Here is a 23,047-nt window from a genome sequence, read left to right on the forward strand (position 1 = left end):
CTTCGCCCTGGGGAGGTGTCTATGGTCGTCGGCTTCATTGCGTCGCGGACGGGGCGGTGGCTCCGCATCGTGACGGGCGCTGGGCTGGTGCTTGGAGGGCTGACCTCGGGGACGTCGCGCGGCGCGCTCGTGGCGCTCGCGGGGCTGGGGCCGCTCATCACCGGCGTACTGGACCTGGTGCCCATCGCCCCGCTCTTCGGCCTGCCGATGCGCGGCGAGGAGCTGCGCCGGGCGCTGGGCGTGCCGGACGAGACGTCGCTGCTGGACGGGCTCCAGCGGCCGTCCACGCGCCCCACGCCCATCACCCTCCACTGACGGCGGCCGTCCGTCAGCCCTTCTGGACCTGGAAGGGGATGTCGAGCGTGCCGAACGGCTCGCCGGTCTTCGCATCCACGAGCCGGGCCTGGAGCACGACCTGGCTCTCGCGCTCGGTCACGCCCTGGAAGTAGAGGAAGCCCTCCACGCGGCCCCCGTCCGCGAGCGTGCCCTCGGGCAGCGCCTGCTCGAGCATGTCCTTGGTGGGCAGCGGCTCCTGGCAGCTGTAACCGCCGTAGTACGGGTACGGGTAGAAGGAGCTGTACGGGCCCACGAAGGGCCCTTGGAAATAGGGGCCGAAGCCGTAGCCGTAGCGGCCAAAACCCCAGTAGGGCCCATACCCCCAGCCCGCTCCCACCCCCAGGTACATCGTCGTGCTCCCCGAGCCGCCGTGTCCCTGTCCCTGTCCCTCCTTCGAGGCCACGCTATTGCTCAACGTCAGCGGCGGCACCGCGGCGTAGCGGAAGCGCGACTGCGTGCCGACGATGGCGAAGTCTCCGTACGCGAGGCGCAGGGGCCGGCCGCTGTGGTTGTCCAGGAGGACCCGCACGGGCGTGAGGCTGCGCTCCAGGTCGTGCGGACTGCCCCTCCACGCGGTGCCGTCCGCCAGCAGCACCACACCGGACGCCTCCGCCTTGGCGACTTCATTGTCACCCTGTTGCAGCTGTGCCCCGGTCGACGGCCGCAGCTGCGCCTCCGGGATGCAGCCCGACGCGATGAGCAGCGACGCGGCGACGAGCCCGAATCCACGCATGGGACTCCCTCCTCTGGTGAAAGGTAGGAAGCCACGCCATGGGCGCGGGTACCGTCGGGGGAGCCCACTCGGGCCGCGAGGGGCCCGGGTGGTGTCTCAGTGGCTGGTCGGAGGGGTGGGCTCCGCGGCCGCGTGAGGCCAGGCGGGCGAGGTGAGCGCACTCCAGTCCTGGCCACGCGCCCAGTCCTCGAAGGTGTGCCAGCGCACCTCGGGATACGAGTGCCGCAGGGTGAGGATGTCCGCGTGGTAGCTCACCCGGTCCAACCATTCCCACATGGCCGCGAGGTCCTCGCTGCGCTCGCGCAGGAAGTCCAGGGAGAGCTGCTCGTAGTGGATGCGGTGGCCGCTCACCATGGAGAGCAGCCCCGCGGCCTGCTGCCCCGTCACCTCGTCGGAGGCCACGTCGATGCGCTCCTCGAAGAAGCGGTCCGGCTCCTCAATCACCCGCACGGTGAAGGCGGCCAGGTCGTCCAGCGCCACCATCTGCAGGCCGCGCGAGGGCGGCAGGCCCATGGCGAGCACGCCCGCCTTCAGGCCCTTCTCGAACATGGGGCTGGTGAGGTTCTCCATGAAGAAGGTGGGGCCCAGAATCGTGTAGGGCAGGCCGCTGCGCCGCACGTGCAGCTCCACCCGGTGCTTGCTGTCGAAGTGGGGGATGCCCGTCTTCCGGTCCGCGCCGGCCACCGACGAGTAGACGTAGTGCCGCACGCCCGCCAGCCGCGCCGCGTCCGCCAGGTTGAGGCCGTGGCGGATCTCCGTCTCCACGCCGCCCTCGAAGGGCGTGGCCATGGCGTACATGGCGTCCATGCCCTGCGCCGCGAGGGCGATGGCGTCCACGTTGTCGAAGTCTCCCACGGCGAGCTCGGCACCCATGGAGCGGAGCTCCTCGGCGGCTGGGGATTCTGCGCTCCGGACGAAAGCGGTGACGCGGTGGCCGCGCTTCAGGAGCTGGCGGGCCACGGCGCCGCCCTGCTTGCCGGTAGCGCCGGTGACGAGCACGGAGCGGAAGAAGGCCATGGGCATGGTTCGAACCTCGGGCGATGGATGTGGGGAAGTTGGGGACGGCGGGAGCCGCTGGCGAGCACGAGCAGCCGGGTTCCCCGTCTCCTGCCTGGGACTGCCGGGCAGGAGACCAGGCAGGGTGGCGGCCGCGTCCCACGGCCCGGGCAGGCTCGCGAGCGCGTGCTCAGGACCTGGCAGGTGGGCGGCGTTGCCGCGGTGCTCGGGCCCGCTCCCGTCCGGGTGCTCAGGACACGGAGCGTAGCGGGCAGCGCGCAGCGCCAGGCAGGCAGCGCGTGCCGGCGATGACCGGCCGCGCACGTTCCTCCCGGCGCCATCCCTCACTTCGGAAGGGTCTCCGCCAGGACGTGCCAGCGGAGACCCGCGGGCGGACTAGCGCTTCTTGCTCGTGCCGCCGCGCGTGCTCGACTTGTCCGCCTTCGCGTCCGTCTTGGCCTTCGCGCCCGTCTTGGCCTTCGCGTCCGTCTTGGCGGTCTTGCCCTTGCCGGCGCGGACCTCCTTCGCGAGGGCCGCCGCGCGCGCCAGGCCCTTCGAGCCCGTCGCCAGCGCCGTCCGGGTCACCGTACCCACCATGCGCCCGAGCAGGCCCTGCTTCGAGGCGGGCTCGGCGCGCTTGGCCGGGGCGCTGGAGCGCTCGGCCGCCGGCTCCGCGCGCTTCGCCGTCTTCTTGCGCGCTGTCTTCGCCGTCGTGTGCTCCGCCGTGGCCTTCTTCGCCGTCTTGCTCGCGGGCTTCGCACGGGCCGTCTTCGCGGTGGCCTTATCGCTGCCCTTCGCGGCCGTCTTCGTCGTGGCCGTGTCGCTGCCCTTGGCGACCGCCTTCCGCGCGCCCGAGGGACGCTTCGTGGCCGCCTTGGCGCGGGCCTCCTTCTTGACCCGGGCCGCCCGGCGCTCCTGGAGGCGCTTCACCGTCTCCGAGTGCGCCATGCCGTAGTGGATTTCACCCTGGTGCGCGCCGGGGACGGTGTCCGGGTGCGACGCCTGCAGCTCGCTCTTGAGCGGCTTCTGCTTGTCGTCGTCGGTGCCGAGCTGTCCCGGCGTGCCGATTGCCGCCTGCACCGGCTTCTTGGGTTGGAAGTGGTCGAAACTGTAGGTCCGGGTCATGTCGTTCTCTCTCCTGGTGAGCCACGCGCACCCGCGCGCTTTCCGCACAAGGTAGGAACCCTTCGGTCCAGCGGGCAGGTCTCCCACGCAACCCGAACGTCCCGAGCTGCGCGCATGCGGACACTCGGCGCCGCATGGAGCGCTCCATGCGCCGTGCTCTGTCCGGAATCAGAAGCGCCGACACCACACCGGCCCTCGTGCGTGCCATGTTCCCGCCCACCATGAGCAAGCGCGACAAGCCGCAGGAATCGGAGCTGGTGGCCGCCGCACAGGCCCTCGACGAGGGACTGGAGCGCTTCGAGGCCCTGTCCGAGCAGCTCCAGAAGGCCCCCCTCCAGTCCGAGAAGCACCTGGAGCGGGCCTCCGCCACGTTGAAGAGCCTGGCCGACATGGATGACCAGCTTCGCCAGCGCGTCGGCGCGCTCGTCGCCGCCATCTCCCGGGTGCGCGACAGGCAGCAGACCCAGGCCGAGGCCGTCCACCAGCGCGCCCAGGAGCTGCAGTCACGCACCGAGGTCTTCAAGGACTTGCTCGTGCGCTACGGCAACATGGGCCAGAGCGCGGGCGAGCTGAACGTGCAGATGCAGCAGTTCGCGCAGCAGCGCCAGCAGGCGAAGACGCCCGAGGAGAACGCCGCGCTCGCCACCACCTTCCAGGCGCTCCAGGACCGGATGACCGAGGTAGCCACCGAGGCCGAGGCGCTGTCCACCGCCGCCGACGAGAAGGAGTTCCACGACATCGCCCGGCAGGCGGACTCGCTGCGCCAGCAGCTCTTGTCCGCGCGCAACAAGATGGGCCTGCTCCAGAAGAGCTTCGGCGGGAGCTGAGCGTCCTTCAGCTGAGGTAGGTGGGCGCGAAGTCGTCCGGGCTGTCGATGGGGCGCCGTCCGGCGAAGCCATCCTGCAGCTCGTGCCAGTGGGTGACGGCGGGCTCGCCGAAGCGCCAGCAGAGGAACACGGGGTCGTCACCTCGGTGGGCCCGGAAGTCCACGAGCCCATCCGCGCCCTTGATTTCCAGCCCCATCTCCGTGAGCTGGAGCAGCTCGCCGCGGATGCGCTCCAGCAGGGCGTCGCGCTCCTCGCGCAGCGTGTCCAGGTGGAGGTCGCGGGTGCTCTCGGGCGAGCCGAGGGTGTCCGCGAGCTGCTGCGCCCGCTCCACCCACGGGCGGACGCGCTCGAAGGTGCGGGACAGCAGCGGCACGAGCCGGTTGGCTTCTTCCACGCTGAAGTAGCGCATTGCCCGGGAGCATGCCGCCTCCAGGCCCGCCTCCGCTACTGCCTCCGGGCGGCGGGCGTCAGCCGCGCATCAGCGAGGTGAGGTTCTCCGCGAGCCAGCGCTGTGCCGACTCGCGCAAGGGGAAGGCGGCCTCGCGCTCGCAGAAGGCGGGGGTGTGCTCGGGTGCGCAGCGGCCGTCGGCGTCCAGGGGCGCGTCGTCCGGCCCGGCGAGGTCCGCGTGCAGCATGGCGTGGAAGACGAGGTAGTCCACCACGAAGGCCGGGACGTGCGGGCGGTCCAGGGCGGGGTGGATGCGAATCTCGCGCAGGCGCGCGTCGTAGCCGCCCAGGTGGATGCTGCGGCGCCGGGCCCTGCCGGGCTTGCGCGCCCAGCCCACGTCCACGCGCACGCGCCCGTCGAAGTGGGCGGCGTTGAGGCGGGTAGCGAGAGCGCGCAGGTCGAAGCACCTGCCCCGCGTGCGCAGGGGCTTGCCGGGGCGGCGCTCACGGCGCACGAGGCCGCGATGGGTGCGGGCGTAGGACTCCAGTGCCTCGCCGGCGTCGGCGTCATTGCGGCCCGCGTAGCGCGCCATGGCGTGGACCACTTCGTCCGGGGCTCCGAGGAAGAGGTGGTGCGCGCGCAGGCGGATGCCCTCGGGGCCACGGCGGAAGCTGACCAGTGTGGCGCGGTTGTCCGTGAGCCGCAGGTGCACGGGGACGCCGAGCATCGACGACAGCTTGCGGGCCAGCTCCGCGGCCAGCGGGAGCGCGTCCTCCCGCACGGGCAGCCGGTGGCGGGTGGCGCCTTCACCGGGGGATTCCGTGGAGGGCTCTGGATGCGTGTCGTGCTCGGAGTGGGCGGCAGCCTCGGAACGCTCGTGCCTCGCGGCCTGCTCGAGCTGGGCAGGGCCCTCGGAACGGGCTACCCCCTCGGGCCGCTCAGGACGCGCGGGGGCCGGAGCGTCGAACAGCGCCAGCTGCGAGGGTGGGTGCGAGGGCATCCGCCGTCAAAGGTAAGCCTCCTCGCGCGAGGTTTCCAGGAGGACGAGCGCCCCCCGGGCAGGGGAGCAAGGTTCACTGTTCACAACTCAGGGCCCCATGCGGGTCTCGGGGCGCCCGGGTGCGGAACGCGCCCGCCACCTCGAAGGTGACACCCCGGCCGTCGATGCCGCGCTGGGAGCTGAAGTAGAGGCGCCGGCCATCCGGGCTGAAGGCCGCGCCGGCAATCTCCGAGCCGGAGTGGCCCACCACCTGGAGGAAGGGCGACACCTTCCGGTCCGACGACAGGAGGCACACCTGCATGTCATCACCGTCCTCGCAGACGAAGACCTCGCGGCCGCGCGACACGGTGACGTTGTCCACGCCCATCAGCGGCGAGCCCGGATAGCTCGCCGCTTCGTAGAGCACCTCCAGCCGCCCGTTGCCGAGCGTGAGCGCCCAGACGCGGTTGTCCCGCTTGGTGGTGAAGTACACGACGCCCCCGTCGTACCAGCACCCCTCTCCGCCCCGGAACACCGTCGTCTCGCCCGCGGCGGGCTGCTCGGAGGCGGGGGCCTCGGGAGACACGGGCACCCAGTGCACCTTCGCGCCCTTCATCACGTCACCGGTGACGCTCGCGGCCTCCAGCGTGCCCGCGTCCAGCGAGGGCCACTGCGTCGGAGTGAAGCGGTAGAAGCGCCCGTCCGACGTGTCCTCGGTGAGGTACAGGCGCCGGCCAATCGGGTCCACCGCCACGGCCTCGTGCGTGAAGGTGCCGAGCGCGGGCCGCTCCACGCCCTGGCTCGGGCGCGACGGGTCACACTCCCAGACGTGGCCGCGCGGGTGCTCCTCGCAGGACAGCCAGGTGCCCCAGGGCGTGGGGCCGCCGGCGCAGTTGACGTTCGTGCCGGAGAGGATGCGGTAGGCGTCCGTCACCTCGCCCCCGGCGCCGAAGCGCACCGCGGACACTCCGCCGTCCGGAGACGTCTCGCTGTTGCACGCGTACACCCAGCCGCCATCCGGCTGCGTGAAGCAGGCGCCGCCATCCGGAGCCATGTGCCATGCGTAGCGCGTGCCCGGCACCACGTCGCGGCTGACGGCGATGATGCGCGAGGTGAAGCCCTGGGGCAGGAGCAGGCCATTCGCATCCGGAGCGCTCGCCAGCGGGCCGTAGGGGCCGGGGCCGTCAGGTTGCGGCGGCGTGGCGTAGACGTTCCGCCAGAAGCCGAGGCTGCCCAGCGCGAGCGCGCTGCTTCCGAGGGCGGTGAAGCGGAGGAAGTGACGGCGTTCCATGAAGCGGTTGTCGCTCAGGTCGCGCCCGCATGGAAGCCCCCCACGAGGGCAGGGCCGGAGCCGTTGCGGCGCCTCGCGTCATCCCCGCCTGGAGGGCAGCCGGGGCTTCACGCCCCCTCAGGACTCACGGCACAGCCGGTCCACCCGGTTGAGCATGGTGGGGATGCGCGAGGCCCCATGCATCCGCCGGACGCACTGCGCGGCGGTGGCCGTCTCCATGCCCACCGCGGTGACGAAGAGGGGGCGCAGGCTCTGGCCGCGCAGCACGGGCAGGGCAGGGCCGGTGGTGACGTACGCCGTCTTGGCCACGCCGATGATGGGCACGGCGCGGTTGAGCGCCTCGTACAGGTGCGCGCCCAGGCCGGGCCTGTCCTCGCCGAGCCACACGTAGCCATCCACGACGATGGTCTCCAGCGGCTCCTGCACCATGGCGAGCACGCGCAGCAGGTGGGGCAGCTCGCGGCGGTAGAAGTGGCCCGGCTCGTACGGCGCGGCGGGAGGGCCGTGGTCCACCAGGTGCGACGCCTCCGAGCCCGCCGGCCAGTCACGGAAGAGGACACACGCGGCCACGGTGAGCTCGGGGCGGTAGTCCACATCCAGGCAGGCGAGCATCGGTTCCTCCTCGGGGGCGCGGCCCCTCATGCAGGGGCCTGACGCGGGGTGCTCCGGCGGGCTGACCGGAAAGGGTGCTGCACTCAGGGGCCGACGTAGTCCTCCAGCTCCACGCGGGCCGCGCTCAGCCGCGCCAGCACGTCCGGCGCGGGCCACGAGTGGGTGCGGTGGCGCGGCGGCCAGGACTCGGGCACGGGCGTGATGCAGCCGGGCGCCAGACGCTCCACGTCCTCCCACGGCACCATGAAGACGTCCTGGTTGCCCGGGTTCATCGCCACCACGTCCGAGCGCGGCAGCAGCGTGTCCACGTCACGGCTCCAGATGCACCAGGTGACGGGGCGCTCGTCCTTCTTCCGGGCGACGGCGGAGAGGTTGGCGACGAACACGTCCACGTGGGTCGCCTCGTGGAGCTTGTCGAGCGACTCCTTCTGCGCGGCGTACTCGGACAGGGCGAGGCGCACGTGGGCCAGCCGCACGCGCTGGGCGAGCGCGTCGTTGCCCGGGCGCACGTACGGCACCACGCGGCCGGCATCGTCCACCGTGTAGAGCGCGGGGGTGAGGCGGCGCGACGCGGCCTCGTACTCGCGCTCGCCGCTCTCGCACAGGCGCGCCACGGTGGCGGGATTCGCGTCTCCGGCGATGAACACCGTGGAGCGCTCGGGGAGGATGGCGATGGGGCGGCCCTCCACGCGCCCGGCGAAGGACGCGAGGAAGCCCGGGTGCAGCAGGCGCGACGTCTCGTACGTGTCGCCGGAGTCGACGGACCAGATGGGACTCGGCGCGCGGTCGTACAGCTCCACGCCGTCGAGCGGGAGGCCGGCGAGATTGTCATGCGCCGCGGCGAAGGCGGCTTCCTCGTCCGCGCCCCACTCCCGGAGGTGCCGCCGCTGCACGAACATGGCGGACTCGGGCAGGTCCACCACCACCAGCTCGCGCAGGAAGGGCAGTGTGCGCCGTCCCACCAGCTCGCGGTCGGACTCGAGCTGGGCGAGCTGCGACATGCCGAAGGTGGACGAGCGCAGCACGGGCAGCAGGCGCCGCCGCACTTCCTCCCAGGGGAGCGAGTCCGGGCCGTCCTGCCAGAGCGAGCGGAGGAACCGCTGGATGAGCTGGGTGCGCGCCTCGGGTGGCACGTCGCGGGTGTCCGCGAAGAGGTTGTCGAGGAACACGCTGCCCTGGCGCCCGTCGCGGGTGAACTGGAGGCCGTAGCTGTCCGGGTGGCGCTCCACCTTCTCCACCTTCGGCTCGGCGCGCAGCAGATTCTCCACCTGCTTCAGGAGGTACTCGCGCGGGTCCACGGTGCGCACCGGGTTCTCCACACGGGCCGAGACAGCAGGCTGCGGCGCCGGAGCCTTCCGTCCGAACAGCCTGTCCCAGAACCCCATGCGTGCTCCCGCGTGCGTGCCGTGGGCGAGGTTACGCCCTGGACGCGGTGGGTGTCACAAGTCCAGGAAGGTGAGCAGCGCGCCGAGGTCCGCGTCGGACAGGGCCTCCAGGCTGTACGGAGGCATGTTGCCGCCGACGCCGAAGAACTGGCCGTGCCGCACCTTCTCGATGACCACCAGCGACGGAGGCACCCCGGGGAAGATTTCGCCGTACTCCTCCGTCACCTCGGGCAGCAGCGAGGCCGCCTCCGTCAGCCGGCCCGCGCCCGTGTGCGGCTCGCCGTGACAGCTCTGGCAGGCCGCGCGGTACACCTCCTGCCCGCGCGCCCTGTCTCCGCGGGTCACGTCGGCGGCGTTCTTCACCACCGTCATCGGCAGCGGCCGCGCGTCCTGATTGGGGCTGATGCTCACGAGGTACTCGTAGAGCGCGCGGCTCTGTGGCGAGTCCTCGGGCAGCGGCGCCACGCCGCGCATGAAGCTGACGTAGCAGAAGTTCACCGCGTCCAGCAGGCGCGTCTCGTACCCGCCCCACCACGCCTTGCGGAAGGCCGAGTCATACAGCGTGTATCCCGAGTCCAGTCGTCCCGCCGGAGCGGTGGGTGTCGTCGCATGGCACGTGGCGCAGGAGAAGCTGTTGAACTGGCTCTCCGACAGTCGCGCGTCGCTGAACAGCCGCTCGCCATACTCCGCCGCGGGCACCGGCGCGTCTTCGCCGTCACAGGCCGGCGCGACGAGCGCCAGCGCCGCGAGCACCGCCAGCCTCGCGAGCTTCATGGCTGCCCCCGGAGGATGCTCACCGAGTCCGGGAAGATGCCCACCCGCACCGTGCCCACCACCGTGCCGGCGGCGAGGTCCACCGCGTGCACCGTGCCCGGGCCCTGGTGGTCGCCTTCACAGACGACGAGCCCGTACTTCTCGTCGGGCGTCAGCGTCACCTGGTGCACGTTGAGACAGCCGGCCGATGCGAGGTCCACCTCGCGCCGCACCAGTCCCGTCGCCGGGTCGATGTCCGCGAGCGCGTCCGCCGCCTGGTAGGGCAGGTAGAGCGTCTTGCCGTCGGAGGTGAAGGTCCCGAACATGGGCGCGCCGCGCAGCCCCGTCACCGTGCGCGTCGGGTCCATCGCCTTCGTGGTGGGATTGAGCACCTGCACCTGCCGGCTGGACAGGGAGCTGACCCACGCCTCGCCCGTGGTGGGCGACAGCGTGAGCGCGTAGGGCTCGTGTTGCGGACGCACCGCCGTGCCCGTGTTGGCCGCCACCTTCACCCGCTGCACCGTGGGCGGAGTCGCGGTGAGATCCACAATGGCCACCTCGTCAGACCAGCAGGCGATGTACGCCGTGCGCTCGTCCGCGGACAGGCGCACCGCGTGGGGCGCCGGGCAGACCTCCACCATGCTCTTCCGCGTCATGGTGGCCGCGTCGATGATGGCCAGCCGCGCGTTCATCTCCGCCTCGGTGCCGTTCCGCCGCGCCACCTCGGTAATCTTCAGGGTGTCGAAGTGCGTCTGGTACAGCGTGCGCCCGTCCCGGCTGACGATGATGTCGCCGGGGTTGGGGTCCACGCGCACGGAGCCCATCAGCCGGTTGTCGCGCGCGTCGAGCTTGAGGCAGTAGCCGTCCTCGGAGCCCGTGCCGTGCGTGCCATGCGGCCCCGAGCCGCCGCCCGGCACGTAGTTGGAGATGCCGACGTAGTAGGCCGAGCCGTCCGGAGCCACCGCCGTGTGGTGCGGCCCCTCCAGCTCCACCGGGTTGAGCCCCACCGGCACGCGCGCCAGCTCCTTGAAGCCGGGCGTGCCCACGGTGTCCAGCTCGATGAGGCTCATCGTGTCGTCGAGGCTGTTGGTGATGAGGATGCGCCCGCCGGGCCCGGGCGGCGGAACGACGGTTCCTTCCGCCCACGGGTCCGGGTGCGCGTACTCGAGGTTCTCCGGGGGCGTCTCGGCGTCCCCCGGCTCCGGGTCCTCGGTGCACGCGGCCAGCGCGAGCGCGAGCGCCGGCACCCACCGGCGTGCCTGCTTCATCGCGCGCCCACCATGTGGACGGTGTGCGGCGTGGCCAGCTTGTAGGGGCCCTCGCGCAGGCGGTTCTCCACGAGGTACGCGCTCGTCACCTGGACGGACACGTCCTGGCCCATCGCGCCGCGCAGCGTGTCCCATGTGGCCGCGTCGAGCGTCCACTGCAGGTTGGAGGTGAGCATCTCCACCGGGCACGTGCGGCCCGGCACCGTCACCTGCACCCAGTAGATGTCGCCGGTGAAGGGCGGCAGGTGCGCCTCGGCCGAGGGAAGAATCAGGTTCCCCAGCCACGCCAGCACGGAGCGGCCCTCCTCACGAGGGAGCGCCTGGGGCGAGGGCGCCGTGCCGGGCGTGAGCGATGCAATGGGCGACGTCCACTGCCACGTGGGTGGCGCCTCGGTGGTGACGTAGGACTGCCCCTGGGTGGGGGACACCAGCGTCACCGACTGCGCGCTGGCCGTGGCCTTGTCCTTCGCGTCCACCAGGGTGCGCCACGCCTCGTCGGTGGCGTCGCCGCCGTAGAGCGGCTCGCCGCACTCATCGGCCTCCGGCTCGTCGTTGTCACAGGCGGGGGCCAGCGCCAGCAGCGCGGCCGACAGGGACGTCCACAAGAGCTTCCGGGAGAGGGTCTTCATGGTGAGGGGCCTACCGGGTGTTCGAGCGCCGCCGGCCGCGGCGCCACAGCGTGAGGGTCGACAGAAGCAGCAGGACGGGCGCCGCATTCCCGGACGCCGCGCCGCAGCCATCGGATTTCGACGGAGGCGCCGTCCCGGCGTCGGCGTCGGACGTGCCCGCGTCCTGGGGCGGCGGCGGAGGTGGCTCCTCCACGCCGCCGTCGGTGTACACCTCCGCGCCGAGCTGGTCCGCGAGCTGCGGCCAGAGGCCCGGGCAGATTTTCTGCGCCGGCGTGCCCACGGGGCAGTGCTCGGGGCCCTGGATGCCGTAGAGGGTGAACAGCGGCTCCCACGTGTCACCCTGGTCGTTGCTGCGCGCCAGGGCCCAGTCGTGTAGCCAGGTGGAGCCGCAGGCGTAGAGCGTCTCGCCCGTGCGCAGCGCGCACGAGTTGCCGGTGGGCAGTGGCCGCTTCTCCAGCGGGCCGGAGCTCGGGCCGCGGAAGAAGTAGTTCAGGGTGCCCACCCACGCGGTGCCGCCGTCGGAGGACAGCTCCATGTTGGTGAAGATGTCGTCCAGTTGCTGCACCTGCGTCAGCGTGCGGCCGCCGTCGTCGCTGCGCATCAGGTGCGTGTAGCCCTGCGCGGACACGCGCACCCACACGATGTCCGCCTGCACGGGGTCCACCGCCGTCACCACCAGGTCGTACGGACGCAGCAGCTCCGGCAGCGCGTGGGGGATTTCCTCCCAGGTGTCGCCCGCGTCGTCGCTGCGGAAGAGGAGCAACTGTCCCGCCGCGTCGCCGGAGGCATACACGCGCCGGGGGTCCACCGGCGAGACGCGCACGGCGTTGAGGTTGAGCCCCGTGCGCAACAGCGTCGTGGGCTCCCACGTCTCGCCGCCGTCGCGGGAGCGGTACACGCCATTGGGCGTCGTGGGCCGGCCGGTGACGGCATAGAGGATGCGGTCGTCCGTGGGATGCGCGGCGAGTCCCGTCACCCAGGTGCTCTTGAAATACGGATGCGTATTCCAGGAGCAGCCGTTGTCGGCCGAGCGCAGGATGGAACTGCCGGTGGCGGCGATGATGTCGCCGGTCTCGCGCCACAGGAAGGACTCCGGGCGCCAGCCGCCGTAGCCCATGGCGTCCGGGCATATCCACCGCCACGTCTGGCCGCTGTCGCGCGAAATCACCGCGCCGAACGTCGCGCCCACGAAGAAGTCCTCGGGGTGGCCTCGGCGAATGGTGACGTTGGACGTCTCCGGCAGGCCCGCATGTGCGTGCGCGGCCCCGCCCGTGCCCAGGGCCAGCAGGGTGATGATCGCTGTCACCGTGTTGCGAGGATTCATCTCCACGACTCCAGGAACGTGCCGGCCCGGCTCCACGATAACGCCCGGCGCGTCCACGCATAGCGGCGGAGCGTGAAACGTCGTGCGATATGCGCGTGCTTCCCCGCTCGTTCACCAGGCAGCGCGGGTGGGAAGGACCCCACGGGCCGGGTGGGGCTTCCCGACGCGCTCACCCATCATTGCGGAAGGATGCCTTCGATGAAGCAGTGGTCGCGAAGCGCGTGGGGGCTCGTGTTGTCTGGTGTGCTGGGCGTGACGGCCGGTTGCTCGGGGGAGCTGGTGACGCCCCCCATCGTCAGACATGAGGTGAAGCCGTGGATGGTGGACAGCCCGGACTGGGAGCACACGGGGCCGCTGGCCGCCTGCAAGCCGGCCGCGAATGCCGCCGTCCCGTGCGGCGCGTACGAGTCCTTCGACTACTCCGCCTGCAACCTGGCTTCACTGAAGGCCGCGAAGGCAGGCGGCCTCTACACCACGCACGTCATCCTGGATGACATCGAGCCGGTGTTCAGCACGGTCAACTCGCTGCGGGTGGCGACGGACGGTGGCGTCTCCCACCACAGCACCGTCGTCTTCTCCGAGCAGCAATTGGAAGATGGCCGGCTCTACCTGGAGTCGCACAGGAGCCGCCCGGATGGCGGTTCCTCCACGCTGGTGATGGTGGGGTGCGAGGCCAGCGAGGACGGGCTCACGCTGAAGGGCTGCTACCAGCAGTGCCTCAACGGGGCGGGGTTCCTCTCCGGCACCTTCGAGGCCGCGCGCGTGGTGCGCCGCCAGGGCGAGTCGGAGGCCTCCGGCCTGTCGCTGCTGTCGGAGACGGCGGTGGGCGAGGCGACGCCCGCGGACGTGTACGTGACGAAGGGCCATGCGTACGTGGTGTCGCTGCCCTTGATGGGCCGGCCCGGCGGGCTGAGCGTGTTCGACGTGTCCAACCCGCGCGCGCCGGTGCTGAAGAAGTCGATTTCGTATCCCAATGACAACTACTGGAACGGCGTCTGGGCGAAGGACGACGCGCTCTACGTGGCGAGCGGTAACCAGGGCCTGCACGTCTTCGACATCTCCGACCCGGCGGACCCGAAGTTCCTGCGCTCGCTGCCCGGGGACGAGGGCGGCATCGACGTGCACACCGTCATCGTCGACGGCAACCGGCTGTATGCCATGTCGCCGGGGCCCAACGTGGAGACGCTCATCTTCGACGTGAAGGACGCGAAGCAGCCCGTCCTGCTCACCCGCTTCGTGCCTCCAGGCGTGGGCTCGGCGACGATCAACACCTACCCCCACGACGCCTTCCCCTTCGAGAACAGGCTCTACATCAGCCACTGGGCGGGCGGTTACCTCATCGCGGACGTGAGGGACACGGAGGCGGTGGAGGTGGTGGGCGAGTACGTCTACGAGCACTCCACCAGCCACACCAGCCGGGTGATGCGCAAAGGGCACCGGCTCTTCGCCTTCGAGGGCGGTGAGCACTGGGGCGCGCACCTGCGCGTGCTGGACGTGACGGACCCGGAGGCGGTGCGCATCGTCGGTGAGTACCGCCTGCGGCCGGGCATCTCCATCCACAACATGGAGCTGAAGGGCAACCGGCTGTACCTCTCCCACTACCAGGACGGGGTGCGGGTGCTGGACGTGACGCTGCCCTGGCAGCCGCGCGAGGTGGGCTACTACAACACCTACCAGCCGGACCACCCGAACGCGGGCTACTCCTTCTACGACGGCGCCATCGGCATCCGCGTGCCGGGGGACGGCCACGTGTACGTCATCGACACCGTGCGCGGTCTGCTCATCCTGCAGGAGGGCTGAGCCAGGCCCCGTGGCGGGTGGAAGGTTGTCCACCCGTCACAACGCCCCGGGGGACGCCCACTCGGAAGCGTCCGCGGGAGGTGGGCCCGGTGCGCGGGGCTCGCCTCCCACCCGTCCTGTCTGCTACGGACGCGTCAGACACCCGGTCCGAGGGCGGCTCCTGGCAGGCGGCCCACGGGTGTCCTTCGGGGGAGTGCAAGACATGGCGGGGTCCACGGTGGAGCCCAAGCGCATCGACGACAGTGCGGGGCGGGGGGACGTGCCCGTGGGGGCCGCCACGCGCGCCGTCTGGGAGGCGGTGATGCAGGGAGCGGTGGAGGTGGCCGTCCGGGCCTACGAGGACCTGGCCGCGCCGCAGCGGGAGCGCGTGCTGGAGGAGTCTTCCGGCGTGCCCGGGCAGACGCGCTCGTCGCTGGTGGAGGTGCTGAGAAGGGCGCGGGACTTCGCGGGAGCCGCGCGCCTGCTGGAAGCGGATGGCGCGCACGCGGCATCGGCCCCGCTGCACGAGCAGTCCGGCGCCCTGCAGAAGGCGGCCGAGGCGTGGCTGCGCGCCGGCGAGCGCGGGCGGGCCGCCGCCGCCTTCGAGCGCGCGGGCAGCCTGGAGCGGGCGCTGGAGTTGTACCGGGCTCTGGATGCGCGCGAGTCCATGGCCCAGTGTCTCACGCGCCTGCAGCGGCCCCTGGAGGCCGCGGCGGTGTACCGCGAGCTGGGCAACGCGCACGCGGAATTGGAGTCGCTGCGCGCGATTGCGCCCGGGCACCCGCGCCGGCGCGAGGCGGTGCTGCGGATGAGCGCGCTGCTGGACGCGCTGGGTGACTCGTGGCGGGCGCTGGTGCTGCTGGCGGACGCGATGCAGGAGTCCGGCGCGGCGCGCGAGGACGGCGCGCTCCAGGCGGAGCACGCGCGGCTGCTCAGGCACCTGGGGCTGGACGCGGGCGTGACGGAGCCCGAGCGGGCGCCCCCGCCGCCGGACGGCTACGAGTACCTCAAGGCCATCCCCATCTTCGGCGAGCTGCCGATGCAGGACATGAAGGACCTGTTCCGCATGGCGCAGCAGGTGCTCATCCCCGAGGACACCACGGTGCTGGAGAAGGGCGCGCGGGGCACGGGGCTCCTGGTGCTGCTGGACGGGACGGTGGACGTGTTCAGCGGCCCAGGGATGGACGCTCGGCTGCTCAACACGCTGGGGCCGGGGGCGTTCCTGGGTGAAATCTCACTCATCCTGGACGGGTCCACGTCCGCGCACGTGCGCTCGCGCACGGCGGTGCGGGCGCTGCGGGTGACGCGGGTGGACTTCCAGCACTACCTGGACACCCACGAGGCTGCCGCGCTGCGCATCTACCGGCTGTTCACCGAGAATCTGGCCGAGCGCGTCCGGGCGCTGAGCGCGTAGGCTGGGGCTCGCAATGGCGGACACGCGTGGCGCGAGCAGGGAGCGGGCCGTCCAGCTCGCCGGTGAAGGCAAGCTGGAGGAAGCGCTGGCGGAGTACCAGGGCGTGGCGAAGTCCGCCCCGGACGACGCGGAGGTCCGCCAGAAGGTGGCGGAGCTGCTGGAGTGGCTTGGGCGACAGTCGGAGTCCGCGACGGCGTACGAGGCCGCCGCGCTGGCCTGGGCGAAGGTGCAGCAGCCGCTGCGCGCCGTGGCCGCGTGTCTGGCCCTGCCCCGGCTCAGCGCGCCCCCGGCCGCGACGACGCGCACCGCGCGCGTGCTGGCCGAGCGCTTCGCCCTGTCGCCGAGCGCCGCGGCCCCGACGGCCTCCCAGGGGGCCATGGCCCCGGTGCCCGGGCCCGAGGCACCGGGCGCGATGCCCATCCTCTCGCACCTGGGCCGCGAGGCCTTCATCGCGCTGCTGGAGGTGATGGAGGTGCGCGCCTTCTTCCCCGGGCAGGCGGTGGTGGAGGAGGGCAGCGCCGGCGCGTCCATGTTCGCGCTGGTGGAGGGCAAGGCGGACGTGCTGCGCACGCTGGAGGGTGGCGAGCGCAAGTCGGTGGGCACCGTGCTGCCGGGGGACTTCTTCGGTGAGCTGGCGCTCGTCTCCGAGGGGCCCCGGCTGGCCACGGTGGTGGCCACCGAGCGGGCCGTGCTCCTGGAGCTGACGCGCGAGCGCATGGAGGCGGTGGCCGCGCGCCACCCCACGGTGGCCGGCGCGGTGGAGGCCTTCTACCGGCGGCGCATGGTGGAGAACCTGCTGCGCAGCAACCCGCTGCTCAGCAAGCTGACGCCGGAGCAGAAGGCGGCCATCTCTCGCGACTTCCAGCTGCGCACGGTGAGCGCGGGCGAGGCGCTGCTGACGCAGGGGCAGGCCGGGGACGCCTTCTACGTGGTGCTGCGCGGCAGGTACACGCCGTGGCTGGAGCAGATGCACGGCCGGCGCGTGGCGCTGGCGGAGCTGCGCGAGGGCGACGTCTTCGGCGAAATCTCCCTGCTGCTGGACAAGCCCGTGTCCGCCACGGTGCGCGCGGATGTGGCGGGCGTGGTGCTGCGCCTGGACCGCGCCGCCTTCGAGAAGCACCTGCTCAGCCAGCCCGGCCTCAAGGGCATGCTGATGCGCATGGGCACCGAGCGCCTCCAGCGCACCGCCCAGGCGCTGGCCTCCGGCCGCGTGCTGCACGACGGAGACTTGCGCGTCTGACGCGGGCGAGGGCCCCCTGGAAAAACGAAACGCCCGGGCCCCCGTGAGGGAGACCCGGGCGTCGGGACTGCTGCCCCGGCTCGAGGAGCCGGGGCAGGGGCTTTGGCTACATGGAGTAGCCGAGCGTCAGGCCGAACACGTGCGCGGTGCCGTTGTACTTGCCGGGGACGCCCGGCGCGGTGCTCACCTTGTCGGACAGCGTGACGAACTGGTAGCCCAGGTCGGCGCGCAGGCCGCCGAAGCCGTAGCCCAGGCCGCCCGTCACCGCGAAGCGGTTCGCGTCCGGCAGGTCCGGCGTCAGCGTGTCATCCGGGCTCGGGGACGGGTCGATGACGACGCCGGCGCGCACGCGCAGCGCCTCCGTCACGCCGTACTCGGCGCCGAAGTGGAAGTTCCACGTCGCCTTCCAGCGCTTGGGCAGCGGGTTGTTGAGCGCCGGGTTCTCCGGGAACTCAATCGCCAGCTGCTCGAAGTCGGACCAGTCCACCCAGTTCGCATCGAAGGCCAGCGTCAGCCGCTCGATGGGCGTGACGGCCACGCCCGCCGCGACGGACTGCGGCAGCGTGACGTCACCCTCGACGATGGTGTCCTTCAGGCGGCCCTGGAACTCCGCCGGGACGTCCTGGAAGTCCGCGTCGCCCTTGAACGTCAGCTTCATGGGGCTGCGGTAGTGCACGCCGGCGGTGATGAGCTTGGGGACGATGACGCCCTGGACGCCGACGTTGGCGCCGATGCCCCACGCGCCGCCGCCCAGGTGGACGTTGCCCTCGCTCTCGACGAAGTCCAGGCCACGCTTCAGCTCCAGCGTGCCCCGGCCGATGTCGAGCCCGGCGCCCACGCGGATGCGGTCGTGCACCTGGTAGGCCACCGTCGGGTTGATGTTGTAGACGGCCATGGCCGACTCACGGGCGCGGAAGCGGCCCGAGAAGTCATCCACCCAGCGGCTGCGCGCGCCGAAGGGCGTGTAGATGCCCAGGCCCACCGCCAGCTTGTCCATCACCTGGTACGTGGCGAACAGGTGCGGCGGCGGGGACAGGGTGGTCTTCTGACCCTCCGTCGCCCCGCCCTCCGGGGTGAACTTCAGGCTGGGGAGGATGCCGGTGTCGCCCACCGTCACGTCCAGCTTCTTGTCGCCCAGGATGTTCGCCGCGTTGGAGTAGACGGCGGACGAGTCGTTGAGCCACGCGGTGGCCGCGTTGCCCATGCCCGTGGAGCGGGCGCTCTGGGTGTTGATCTGGAAGCCCGCGGCCTGCGAGGTGCCGGCCGCGAGTAGCGCTACCAGGGAGAGTGTCTTCTTCATGGTCTTGGGTCTCTCTCGGGGGGCGATTACGGGATGGGCGCGATGCCGGTCTTCAGGAAGCCGGCCATCTGGCCCTGAGCCGAGTCACGCACGGACTTGAGGAACTGCGCGGTGCTCGTGGACGGGTCCAGGGTGGGGTCGAAGATGGTGAAGAAGCCATGCTTGACGTCCGTGGGCAGCGGCGCGACGTCGAACATGTACGACTGCACCGAGCGCTGACTGTTCTGGTTGGCCGCGCCGAGCAGGTAGTCCGTCACCGGGTTGGGGATGACGTCGTCGCCCTTGATGTACTGGATGAACGCATCGCGGTTGGCCGCCTGGCCGTTCTCCAGGAAGTAGCCGTAGTTGCGCGGGTCCGCCGGGTCCAGGATGGTCCGGGCCAGGGTGATGAACTCGTCGTAGGCCGGCGTGCCGACCGGGCGGCCGGCGCTGGTCAGCAGGGCGTTGAAGCCGTTGCGGCTCGCGACGAAGGTGGCGTTGGTGGACGTCAGCAGCACGTCGACCAGACCGCCGCCCGCGGCGTTGAGGCCCACGCGGTGGACGCGCTCGTTCACCGAGGCGATCAGGGCGCCCTGGAGGCCGCCGAGGCTCTGGCCCACGTACTCGACCTGCGCGCCGTTGAGGGTGCCGGCGCCGGCCGCGGAGAGGCGGGCGTTGATGCTGTCGGTGGCCAGCACGCGCGCGAGCTGCGCGGCGTCCACCACGGAGTGGCGGAAGTTGTCGCGCGTGGCGAACAGGTTGGTGAGGTTGAGGAAGTTCCAGGCGTTGATGACCGGCACCGCGCGCGGGTTGTCGTTGCTGGCGCGCAGGAAGTCACCGCCCTCGCACTTGCCGGTGGTGGCGCTGGTGGCCACGCAGCGGCCCTGGCGCTGGGAGGCGCAGACCAGGTCGCCGTGGGTGGCGGCCGGGGTCGCCGGGTCCGTCGGGCGCGGGTCGCAGTCGATGGAGGCGGCGGCGTTCACACAGCGCCCGAAGGTGGGGCTGTTCGGCGTCACGTCGCAGGTGCCGCTGGAGCAGGCGCCGTTCGGCGTGGAGATGACCGTGGGGTTGGCCGGGTCACCGTACAGCACCGGCGTCTGGGCGGAGATGCCCGCGCAGCTGACGCGGTCGCCGTGCTGCACGGTGTCGATGGCGGCCACCGCGAAGCCGTTGGCGTTCAGCGTGTTGGCGACGGCCAGGATGTTGGAGCGGTTGCCCGTCAGGCCGTGGCCGAAGATGACCACCGGGAAGCCGCCCTCGGGCGCCGGCAGCTTCGGCGTGAAGAGCATGAACGGGATGCGGTCGATGCGCGGCGCGGCGCGGTTGAGCGTGCCCTGGGCGTCGCTGAGCAGGTAGGGCGAGAGGTAGGCGCCGATGAAGGCACTGCCCACGTCGGCGTTGTCCAGCTTGTTGGCCGCCATGGTGGCCTTGAGCGTGGCCGTCTGGTCCGTCAGGAAGTACGGGTCCGCCGGCACCGCGGTGGGGGCCGCGTTCAGCTTCTGGAGGATGGAGCGGGTGCTCTGGGTGGTGAAGGCCCACGCCAGGTTCACGTCCTTGCGCTTGATGCCCTGGGCCTCGAGGCCGTCATAGAGCGGCTTGAGCGCCAGGCGCGCCGGCTCGAGCTGGGCGGCGAGGAAGTCCGGCACCGCGGCCAGCTGGCTCTTGCCGTTCGCGTCGATCAGCGCCGCCTTGCTGCGCAGCAGGACCTGGGGAGCGGTGGGCGCCACGGCGCGGCCCTTGATGTCCTTCATGCCGCGCAGCATGACCACGGCGTACTGGGTGCCCTCGTCCAGCGGCACCTCGGGGATGATCTGCAGCTGCTGCGGGGTGGTCTGCGCGCTGCCGTCCAGCTTCAGGCTGGACGTGCAGTTGAGGCACACCTTGACCTTGGGGGCCGTGCCCTTGTCGGTGTTGGTGGCCTTGATGAAGAACACCGTCTGGCCCAGCTTCACGGTGTTCAGGTCCAGCTCGGCGCCCACGTCGATGGCGCCCGTCTTCACGCCGTTCTCGGAGACGATGGGGGCGGTGGTGGACCAGCCGTCCAGCGTGTTGAGGCCCGTGGAGATGGCGACCTCCAGCGGGTTGGCGTTGGGGGACGTGTTGACCGGCAGGTTCAGGTGCGCCGGGGTGGTGCCCTGGGCCGGAACGCGCAGCAGGTCGTTGGGGAAGGGGATGATGCTGTTGGCCGGGTCGAACGTGGCCTCCGGCATGTTCATCACCGTGAAGGTCCACAGCAGGACGATGTCGTCGCGCTTGAGGGTGAACTTGTCGGCGACCGCGTCGATGACGGGCGCGTAGCTGCGGCGCAGCTGCTCCAGGCGGAGCGCGGTGGCCGTCTGCTCCGCGATGCGCGCGGCGGGCTCCGTCGCGGTGGCCGGGATGAGCTCCGTGGCCGCGCGGCAGTTGGGGGCCGTCAGGTCCTCACAGGTGACGAGCGGCTCCTGGGAGCTGGCGAAGGCCCACGTGGCCGACGGGATGACCGTCTTGCCGGACGTCGTCTTCAGGCCGTTCTCACCGCCGACGAGCGCCACCGCGTAGCGGCCGCCCTTGGGCCAGCCGGTGGGGGCAATCACGTTGATGCGGTCGGTGTCCTCGTTGTAGCCGATGACGACGTTCGCCGGCACCGGACGCGACAGCGGCGTGCCCGCGTACAGGTCGAGGATCTTCACCGTGCTCGGCGTCACGCTCGCCGGGTCCAGGTTCTTGACCGTCGTGGTCGCGGAGATGGCCGTGGGGAAGCCATCCAGCGTGTTCACGTAGTCGCGCGTGAATTCCTGCTCAGCCTCGGGCGCGTTCGGGTTGATGGGCGCGGCGACGAGGCCCGTCTTCGCGTCCAACGCCAGGTCGTTGGGAGACGGGACGACGGCGGGCGAGGCCGCGGGGTCGAACTCCGCGACGACAGCTTCTTCGGCGGGCGGTGCATCCTTCGCAATGTCCGGATCACACGCAGCCGCACCGAGGGCAAGAGCCCCCAGGAACAACACCTTTTTCATGGGTAAGACCCCTCGCGTCCAAAGTTGGACTGCTGAAAACGATTCCGTGGCGTAGCACGTTGCTTGGTTGGCAGGAAGACAGCCAGCTTGACGCGCCGTGTTAGCCATGGTTGGCGTCCGAGCGGGACGGACTGGCTGTCTCAGCGGCTGCGCTGGGGACATGCGGCGGGTACGTTACGGGGCATGAACCGACTGCTGAGTGTGCTGGTGGTGACCGTGGCCGTGGTGGCTCACGCGGAGGATGCCGGGGGGTTGACGTGGACGGCCCCGGCGGAGTGGACGGCGCAGGGTGAGCGGCCGATGCGCGCGGCCACGTACAAGATTCCGGCGGCGAAGGGTGACGCCGAGGGCGGCGAATTGGCCGTCTTCTACTTCGGCCAGGGCCAGGGCGGCGCGGTGGACGCCAACGTGAAGCGCTGGGTGGGCCAATTCCAGACGCCGGACGGCAAGCCCGTGGACAAGGCGGCGAAGACGAAGACGGAGAAGCTCAACGGCATGCCCGTCACCACGGTGGACGTGAAGGGCACGTACGCGGGCGGCGGACCGATGATGGGTCCCTCCGCGCCGAAGCCGGGCTACCGCCTGCTGGGCGCGATTGTCGAAGGGCCCGAGGGCGCCGTCTTCTTCAAGCTGACTGCGCCCGAGAAGACGGCTGCAGCCGCGGAGAAGCCCTTCCGCAAGCTGCTGGAGACGGTGAAGAAGAAGTAGCCGGCGCCCGCGGGGACGAAAGGTTACTTCGTCCCCTTCGCGGGCTTCACCGCGTTCTTCGGCGTGGTGGAGTCCGCGAGGGCGCGCTTCACCACCGCCGTGTTGCGCTGCTTGGGCAGGTCCGGCATGAGCAGGATTTCGATGCGGCGGTTGCGCGCGCGGCCCACCGGGGTGGCGTTGGCGGCCACCGGGCGCATCTCGCCGTAGCCCGCGGCCACCAGCCTGCGCGCGGGCACGCCGCCCTTCTCCTGGAGGAAGCGCACCACGTTGACGGCGCGCGCCACGGACAGCTCCCAGTTGGTGGGGAAGGTGCCCTGCAGCTTCTGGGACGGCGGCGAGTCATCCGTGTGGCCGGACACCTGGATGGACTTGTCCTCGACCTTCGCGAGCACGCCGCCCAGCCGCGTGAGGACCTCCTGGCCGCGCGTGCTGATGCTCGCGTCGCCGGAGTCGAAGAGCACCTTGTCCACCAGGTCCACCTGGATGCGGCCCTTGTCCTGCGACAGCTTGATGGCGCCGTTGGCGATCTCCGCCTTCATCTTGTCCTGCAGGTCGTCGTAGGTGGCCTTGAGCTTCGCGAGCTCCGCCTCCTGCTCCTGCACCGTCTGGCTGAGCTGCTCCTTCTCGCTGCTGAGCTGCTCCTTCTCGGTGGCCAGCTTCGTGCGCTCGGACTCCGCCGCGGCCAGCTTCTCCGCCAATTGCAGCCGCGCGGCCTCCGCGTCACGGGCGCGGTTGGCGGCCTCCTCGGCGGCGGCGCGTGACTGCTCGGCCAGGGCCTGGGCCTGCTGCGAGCTCCTGTTGGCGAGGAACAGCACGCCGCCCGCCAGCAGCACCACCAGCGCCGTCACCAGCCAGGGGACCCAGGTGCGCTGCTGCCGGCCATGCTCGTGCGGGACTTCCGTCATGTCGTGACCTCCTGTAGGGGCGCCGCGAGGCGCCACGGTCGCGCCGGGGGGCGCCACGGTCTGCACGCTGACGTCGGGGGACG

Annotated in this window: 21 protein-coding genes; 6 read left to right on the forward strand and 15 right to left on the reverse strand. The window is 71.4% G+C overall.

The genetic code is table 11. The features are described from left to right. Positions 1 to 21 precede the first annotated feature (21 nt). Positions 22 to 315 (forward strand): YgaP-like transmembrane domain, encoded by a 294-nt coding sequence (locus G4D86_RS09180; protein ID WP_163991680.1) that lies wholly within the window; start codon positions 22 to 24, stop codon positions 313 to 315. Between the two features lie 13 nt (positions 316 to 328). Here G4D86_RS09180 and G4D86_RS09185 read toward each other — a convergent pair whose 3' ends face one another. The 3 genes from G4D86_RS09185 to G4D86_RS09195 form a co-directional block, all read right to left on the reverse strand. Continuing rightward, on the reverse strand, positions 329 to 1,069 hold the full coding sequence (locus tag G4D86_RS09185; RefSeq protein WP_163991682.1) for a hypothetical protein: 741 nt from the start codon (positions 1,067 to 1,069) through the stop codon (positions 329 to 331). Positions 1,070 to 1,165: 96 nt separating this feature from the next. Continuing rightward, complete coding sequence (locus G4D86_RS09190; RefSeq protein WP_163991684.1) at positions 1,166 to 2,092, reverse strand: NmrA/HSCARG family protein; 927 nt, start codon at positions 2,090 to 2,092, stop codon at positions 1,166 to 1,168. A 369-nt stretch (positions 2,093 to 2,461) separates the two neighbouring features. Further along, on the reverse strand, positions 2,462 to 3,190 hold the full coding sequence (locus G4D86_RS09195; protein WP_163991686.1) for a hypothetical protein: 729 nt from the start codon (positions 3,188 to 3,190) through the stop codon (positions 2,462 to 2,464). Positions 3,191 to 3,396: 206 nt separating this feature from the next. On the opposite strand from G4D86_RS09195, the gene G4D86_RS09200 reads away from it, so the two are divergent. Beyond that, positions 3,397 to 4,017: a hypothetical protein gene (locus tag G4D86_RS09200; RefSeq protein WP_240360135.1), complete on the forward strand. Its 621-nt coding sequence runs from the start codon at positions 3,397 to 3,399 to the stop codon at positions 4,015 to 4,017. A 7-nt stretch (positions 4,018 to 4,024) separates the two neighbouring features. Here the strand turns inward: G4D86_RS09200 and G4D86_RS09205 are convergent, their stop codons facing one another. The 9 genes from G4D86_RS09205 to G4D86_RS09245 all read right to left on the reverse strand — a co-directional run bounded on the left by G4D86_RS09205 (position 4,025) and on the right by G4D86_RS09245 (position 12,646). After that, complete coding sequence (locus G4D86_RS09205) at positions 4,025 to 4,426, reverse strand: DUF2203 domain-containing protein (RefSeq protein WP_163991689.1); 402 nt, start codon at positions 4,424 to 4,426, stop codon at positions 4,025 to 4,027. 58 nt (positions 4,427 to 4,484) lie between these two features. Continuing rightward, complete coding sequence (locus G4D86_RS09210; RefSeq protein WP_163991691.1) at positions 4,485 to 5,405, reverse strand: hypothetical protein; 921 nt, start codon at positions 5,403 to 5,405, stop codon at positions 4,485 to 4,487. A 73-nt stretch (positions 5,406 to 5,478) separates the two neighbouring features. Beyond that, on the reverse strand, positions 5,479 to 6,675 hold the full coding sequence (locus G4D86_RS09215; protein WP_163991693.1) for an alkaline phosphatase PhoX: 1,197 nt from the start codon (positions 6,673 to 6,675) through the stop codon (positions 5,479 to 5,481). Positions 6,676 to 6,792: 117 nt separating this feature from the next. Then, the gene (locus G4D86_RS09220) at positions 6,793 to 7,287 is read right to left on the reverse strand and encodes an endonuclease V (RefSeq protein ID WP_163991695.1); all 495 of its coding nucleotides are present in this window, start codon (positions 7,285 to 7,287) and stop codon (positions 6,793 to 6,795) included. 83 nt (positions 7,288 to 7,370) lie between these two features. Next, a complete protein-coding gene (locus G4D86_RS09225) occupies positions 7,371 to 8,672 on the reverse strand; it encodes a DUF1444 domain-containing protein (RefSeq protein WP_163991696.1) in 1,302 nt (433 codons plus the stop codon). Positions 8,673 to 8,726: 54 nt separating this feature from the next. Beyond that, positions 8,727 to 9,446 (reverse strand): c-type cytochrome, encoded by a 720-nt coding sequence (locus tag G4D86_RS09230; protein ID WP_163991699.1) that lies wholly within the window; start codon positions 9,444 to 9,446, stop codon positions 8,727 to 8,729. Beyond that, entirely contained in the window at positions 9,443 to 10,693 is a 1,251-nt protein-coding gene (locus G4D86_RS09235; protein WP_163991701.1) for a YncE family protein, read from the reverse strand. The genes G4D86_RS09230 and G4D86_RS09235 overlap by 4 nt, the downstream gene beginning before the upstream one ends. Next, entirely contained in the window at positions 10,690 to 11,322 is a 633-nt protein-coding gene (locus G4D86_RS09240; protein WP_163991703.1) for a hypothetical protein, read from the reverse strand. Before G4D86_RS09240 ends, G4D86_RS09235 begins: the two co-directional genes overlap by 4 nt. Before the next feature lie 10 nt (positions 11,323 to 11,332). Continuing rightward, on the reverse strand, positions 11,333 to 12,646 hold the full coding sequence (locus tag G4D86_RS09245) for a WD40/YVTN/BNR-like repeat-containing protein (protein ID WP_163991705.1): 1,314 nt from the start codon (positions 12,644 to 12,646) through the stop codon (positions 11,333 to 11,335). Positions 12,647 to 12,844: 198 nt separating this feature from the next. On the opposite strand from G4D86_RS09245, the gene G4D86_RS09250 reads away from it, so the two are divergent. The 3 genes from G4D86_RS09250 (at position 12,845) to G4D86_RS09260 (ending at position 17,079) form a co-directional block, all read left to right on the forward strand. Then, the gene (locus G4D86_RS09250) at positions 12,845 to 14,446 is read left to right on the forward strand and encodes an LVIVD repeat-containing protein (RefSeq protein WP_163991707.1); all 1,602 of its coding nucleotides are present in this window, start codon (positions 12,845 to 12,847) and stop codon (positions 14,444 to 14,446) included. A gap of 202 nt (positions 14,447 to 14,648) precedes the next feature. Continuing rightward, entirely contained in the window at positions 14,649 to 15,839 is a 1,191-nt protein-coding gene (locus G4D86_RS09255; protein ID WP_163991709.1) for a cyclic nucleotide-binding domain-containing protein, read from the forward strand. A gap of 13 nt (positions 15,840 to 15,852) precedes the next feature. After that, positions 15,853 to 17,079 carry a cyclic nucleotide-binding domain-containing protein gene (locus G4D86_RS09260; protein ID WP_163991711.1) on the forward strand — a complete coding sequence of 409 codons (1,227 nt, stop codon included), beginning with the start codon at positions 15,853 to 15,855 and terminating at the stop codon, positions 17,077 to 17,079. Between the two features lie 106 nt (positions 17,080 to 17,185). Here the strand turns inward: G4D86_RS09260 and G4D86_RS09265 are convergent, their stop codons facing one another. Then, positions 17,186 to 18,379: an OmpP1/FadL family transporter gene (locus G4D86_RS09265; RefSeq protein WP_163991712.1), complete on the reverse strand. Its 1,194-nt coding sequence runs from the start codon at positions 18,377 to 18,379 to the stop codon at positions 17,186 to 17,188. A 26-nt stretch (positions 18,380 to 18,405) separates the two neighbouring features. Further along, the gene (locus G4D86_RS09270; protein ID WP_163991714.1) at positions 18,406 to 21,351 is read right to left on the reverse strand and encodes an alpha/beta hydrolase; all 2,946 of its coding nucleotides are present in this window, start codon (positions 21,349 to 21,351) and stop codon (positions 18,406 to 18,408) included. A gap of 183 nt (positions 21,352 to 21,534) precedes the next feature. On the opposite strand from G4D86_RS09270, the gene G4D86_RS09275 reads away from it, so the two are divergent. Next, positions 21,535 to 22,059 (forward strand): hypothetical protein, encoded by a 525-nt coding sequence (locus tag G4D86_RS09275; protein WP_205519507.1) that lies wholly within the window; start codon positions 21,535 to 21,537, stop codon positions 22,057 to 22,059. 23 nt (positions 22,060 to 22,082) lie between these two features. Here G4D86_RS09275 and G4D86_RS09280 read toward each other — a convergent pair whose 3' ends face one another. Further along, positions 22,083 to 22,964 (reverse strand): OmpA/MotB family protein, encoded by an 882-nt coding sequence (locus tag G4D86_RS09280; RefSeq protein ID WP_163991716.1) that lies wholly within the window; start codon positions 22,962 to 22,964, stop codon positions 22,083 to 22,085. Between the last annotated feature and the right edge of the window lie 83 nt (positions 22,965 to 23,047).

Origin of the sequence: Pyxidicoccus caerfyrddinensis (genome assembly GCF_010894405.1) — a bacterium.
GTDB classification, from domain to species: Bacteria; Myxococcota; Myxococcia; order Myxococcales; family Myxococcaceae; genus Myxococcus; species Myxococcus caerfyrddinensis.

Coding starts and splice junctions, on each gene's coding strand:
- G4D86_RS09180 (WP_163991680.1), top strand. CDS start 22: ATGGTCGTCGGCTTCATTGCGTCGCGGACGGGGCGGTGGCTCCGCATC.
- G4D86_RS09185 (WP_163991682.1), bottom strand. CDS start 1,069: ATGCGTGGATTCGGGCTCGTCGCCGCGTCGCTGCTCATCGCGTCGGGC.
- G4D86_RS09190 (WP_163991684.1), bottom strand. CDS start 2,092: ATGCCCATGGCCTTCTTCCGCTCCGTGCTCGTCACCGGCGCTACCGGC.
- G4D86_RS09195 (WP_163991686.1), bottom strand. CDS start 3,190: ATGACCCGGACCTACAGTTTCGACCACTTCCAACCCAAGAAGCCGGTG.
- G4D86_RS09200 (WP_240360135.1), top strand. CDS start 3,397: ATGTTCCCGCCCACCATGAGCAAGCGCGACAAGCCGCAGGAATCGGAG.
- G4D86_RS09205 (WP_163991689.1), bottom strand. CDS start 4,426: ATGCGCTACTTCAGCGTGGAAGAAGCCAACCGGCTCGTGCCGCTGCTG.
- G4D86_RS09210 (WP_163991691.1), bottom strand. CDS start 5,405: ATGCCCTCGCACCCACCCTCGCAGCTGGCGCTGTTCGACGCTCCGGCC.
- G4D86_RS09215 (WP_163991693.1), bottom strand. CDS start 6,675: ATGGAACGCCGTCACTTCCTCCGCTTCACCGCCCTCGGAAGCAGCGCG.
- G4D86_RS09220 (WP_163991695.1), bottom strand. CDS start 7,287: ATGCTCGCCTGCCTGGATGTGGACTACCGCCCCGAGCTCACCGTGGCC.
- G4D86_RS09225 (WP_163991696.1), bottom strand. CDS start 8,672: ATGGGGTTCTGGGACAGGCTGTTCGGACGGAAGGCTCCGGCGCCGCAG.
- G4D86_RS09230 (WP_163991699.1), bottom strand. CDS start 9,446: ATGAAGCTCGCGAGGCTGGCGGTGCTCGCGGCGCTGGCGCTCGTCGCG.
- G4D86_RS09235 (WP_163991701.1), bottom strand. CDS start 10,693: ATGAAGCAGGCACGCCGGTGGGTGCCGGCGCTCGCGCTCGCGCTGGCC.
- G4D86_RS09240 (WP_163991703.1), bottom strand. CDS start 11,322: ATGAAGACCCTCTCCCGGAAGCTCTTGTGGACGTCCCTGTCGGCCGCG.
- G4D86_RS09245 (WP_163991705.1), bottom strand. CDS start 12,646: ATGAATCCTCGCAACACGGTGACAGCGATCATCACCCTGCTGGCCCTG.
- G4D86_RS09250 (WP_163991707.1), top strand. CDS start 12,845: ATGAAGCAGTGGTCGCGAAGCGCGTGGGGGCTCGTGTTGTCTGGTGTG.
- G4D86_RS09255 (WP_163991709.1), top strand. CDS start 14,649: ATGGCGGGGTCCACGGTGGAGCCCAAGCGCATCGACGACAGTGCGGGG.
- G4D86_RS09260 (WP_163991711.1), top strand. CDS start 15,853: ATGGCGGACACGCGTGGCGCGAGCAGGGAGCGGGCCGTCCAGCTCGCC.
- G4D86_RS09265 (WP_163991712.1), bottom strand. CDS start 18,379: ATGAAGAAGACACTCTCCCTGGTAGCGCTACTCGCGGCCGGCACCTCG.
- G4D86_RS09270 (WP_163991714.1), bottom strand. CDS start 21,351: ATGAAAAAGGTGTTGTTCCTGGGGGCTCTTGCCCTCGGTGCGGCTGCG.
- G4D86_RS09275 (WP_205519507.1), top strand. CDS start 21,535: ATGAACCGACTGCTGAGTGTGCTGGTGGTGACCGTGGCCGTGGTGGCT.
- G4D86_RS09280 (WP_163991716.1), bottom strand. CDS start 22,964: ATGACGGAAGTCCCGCACGAGCATGGCCGGCAGCAGCGCACCTGGGTC.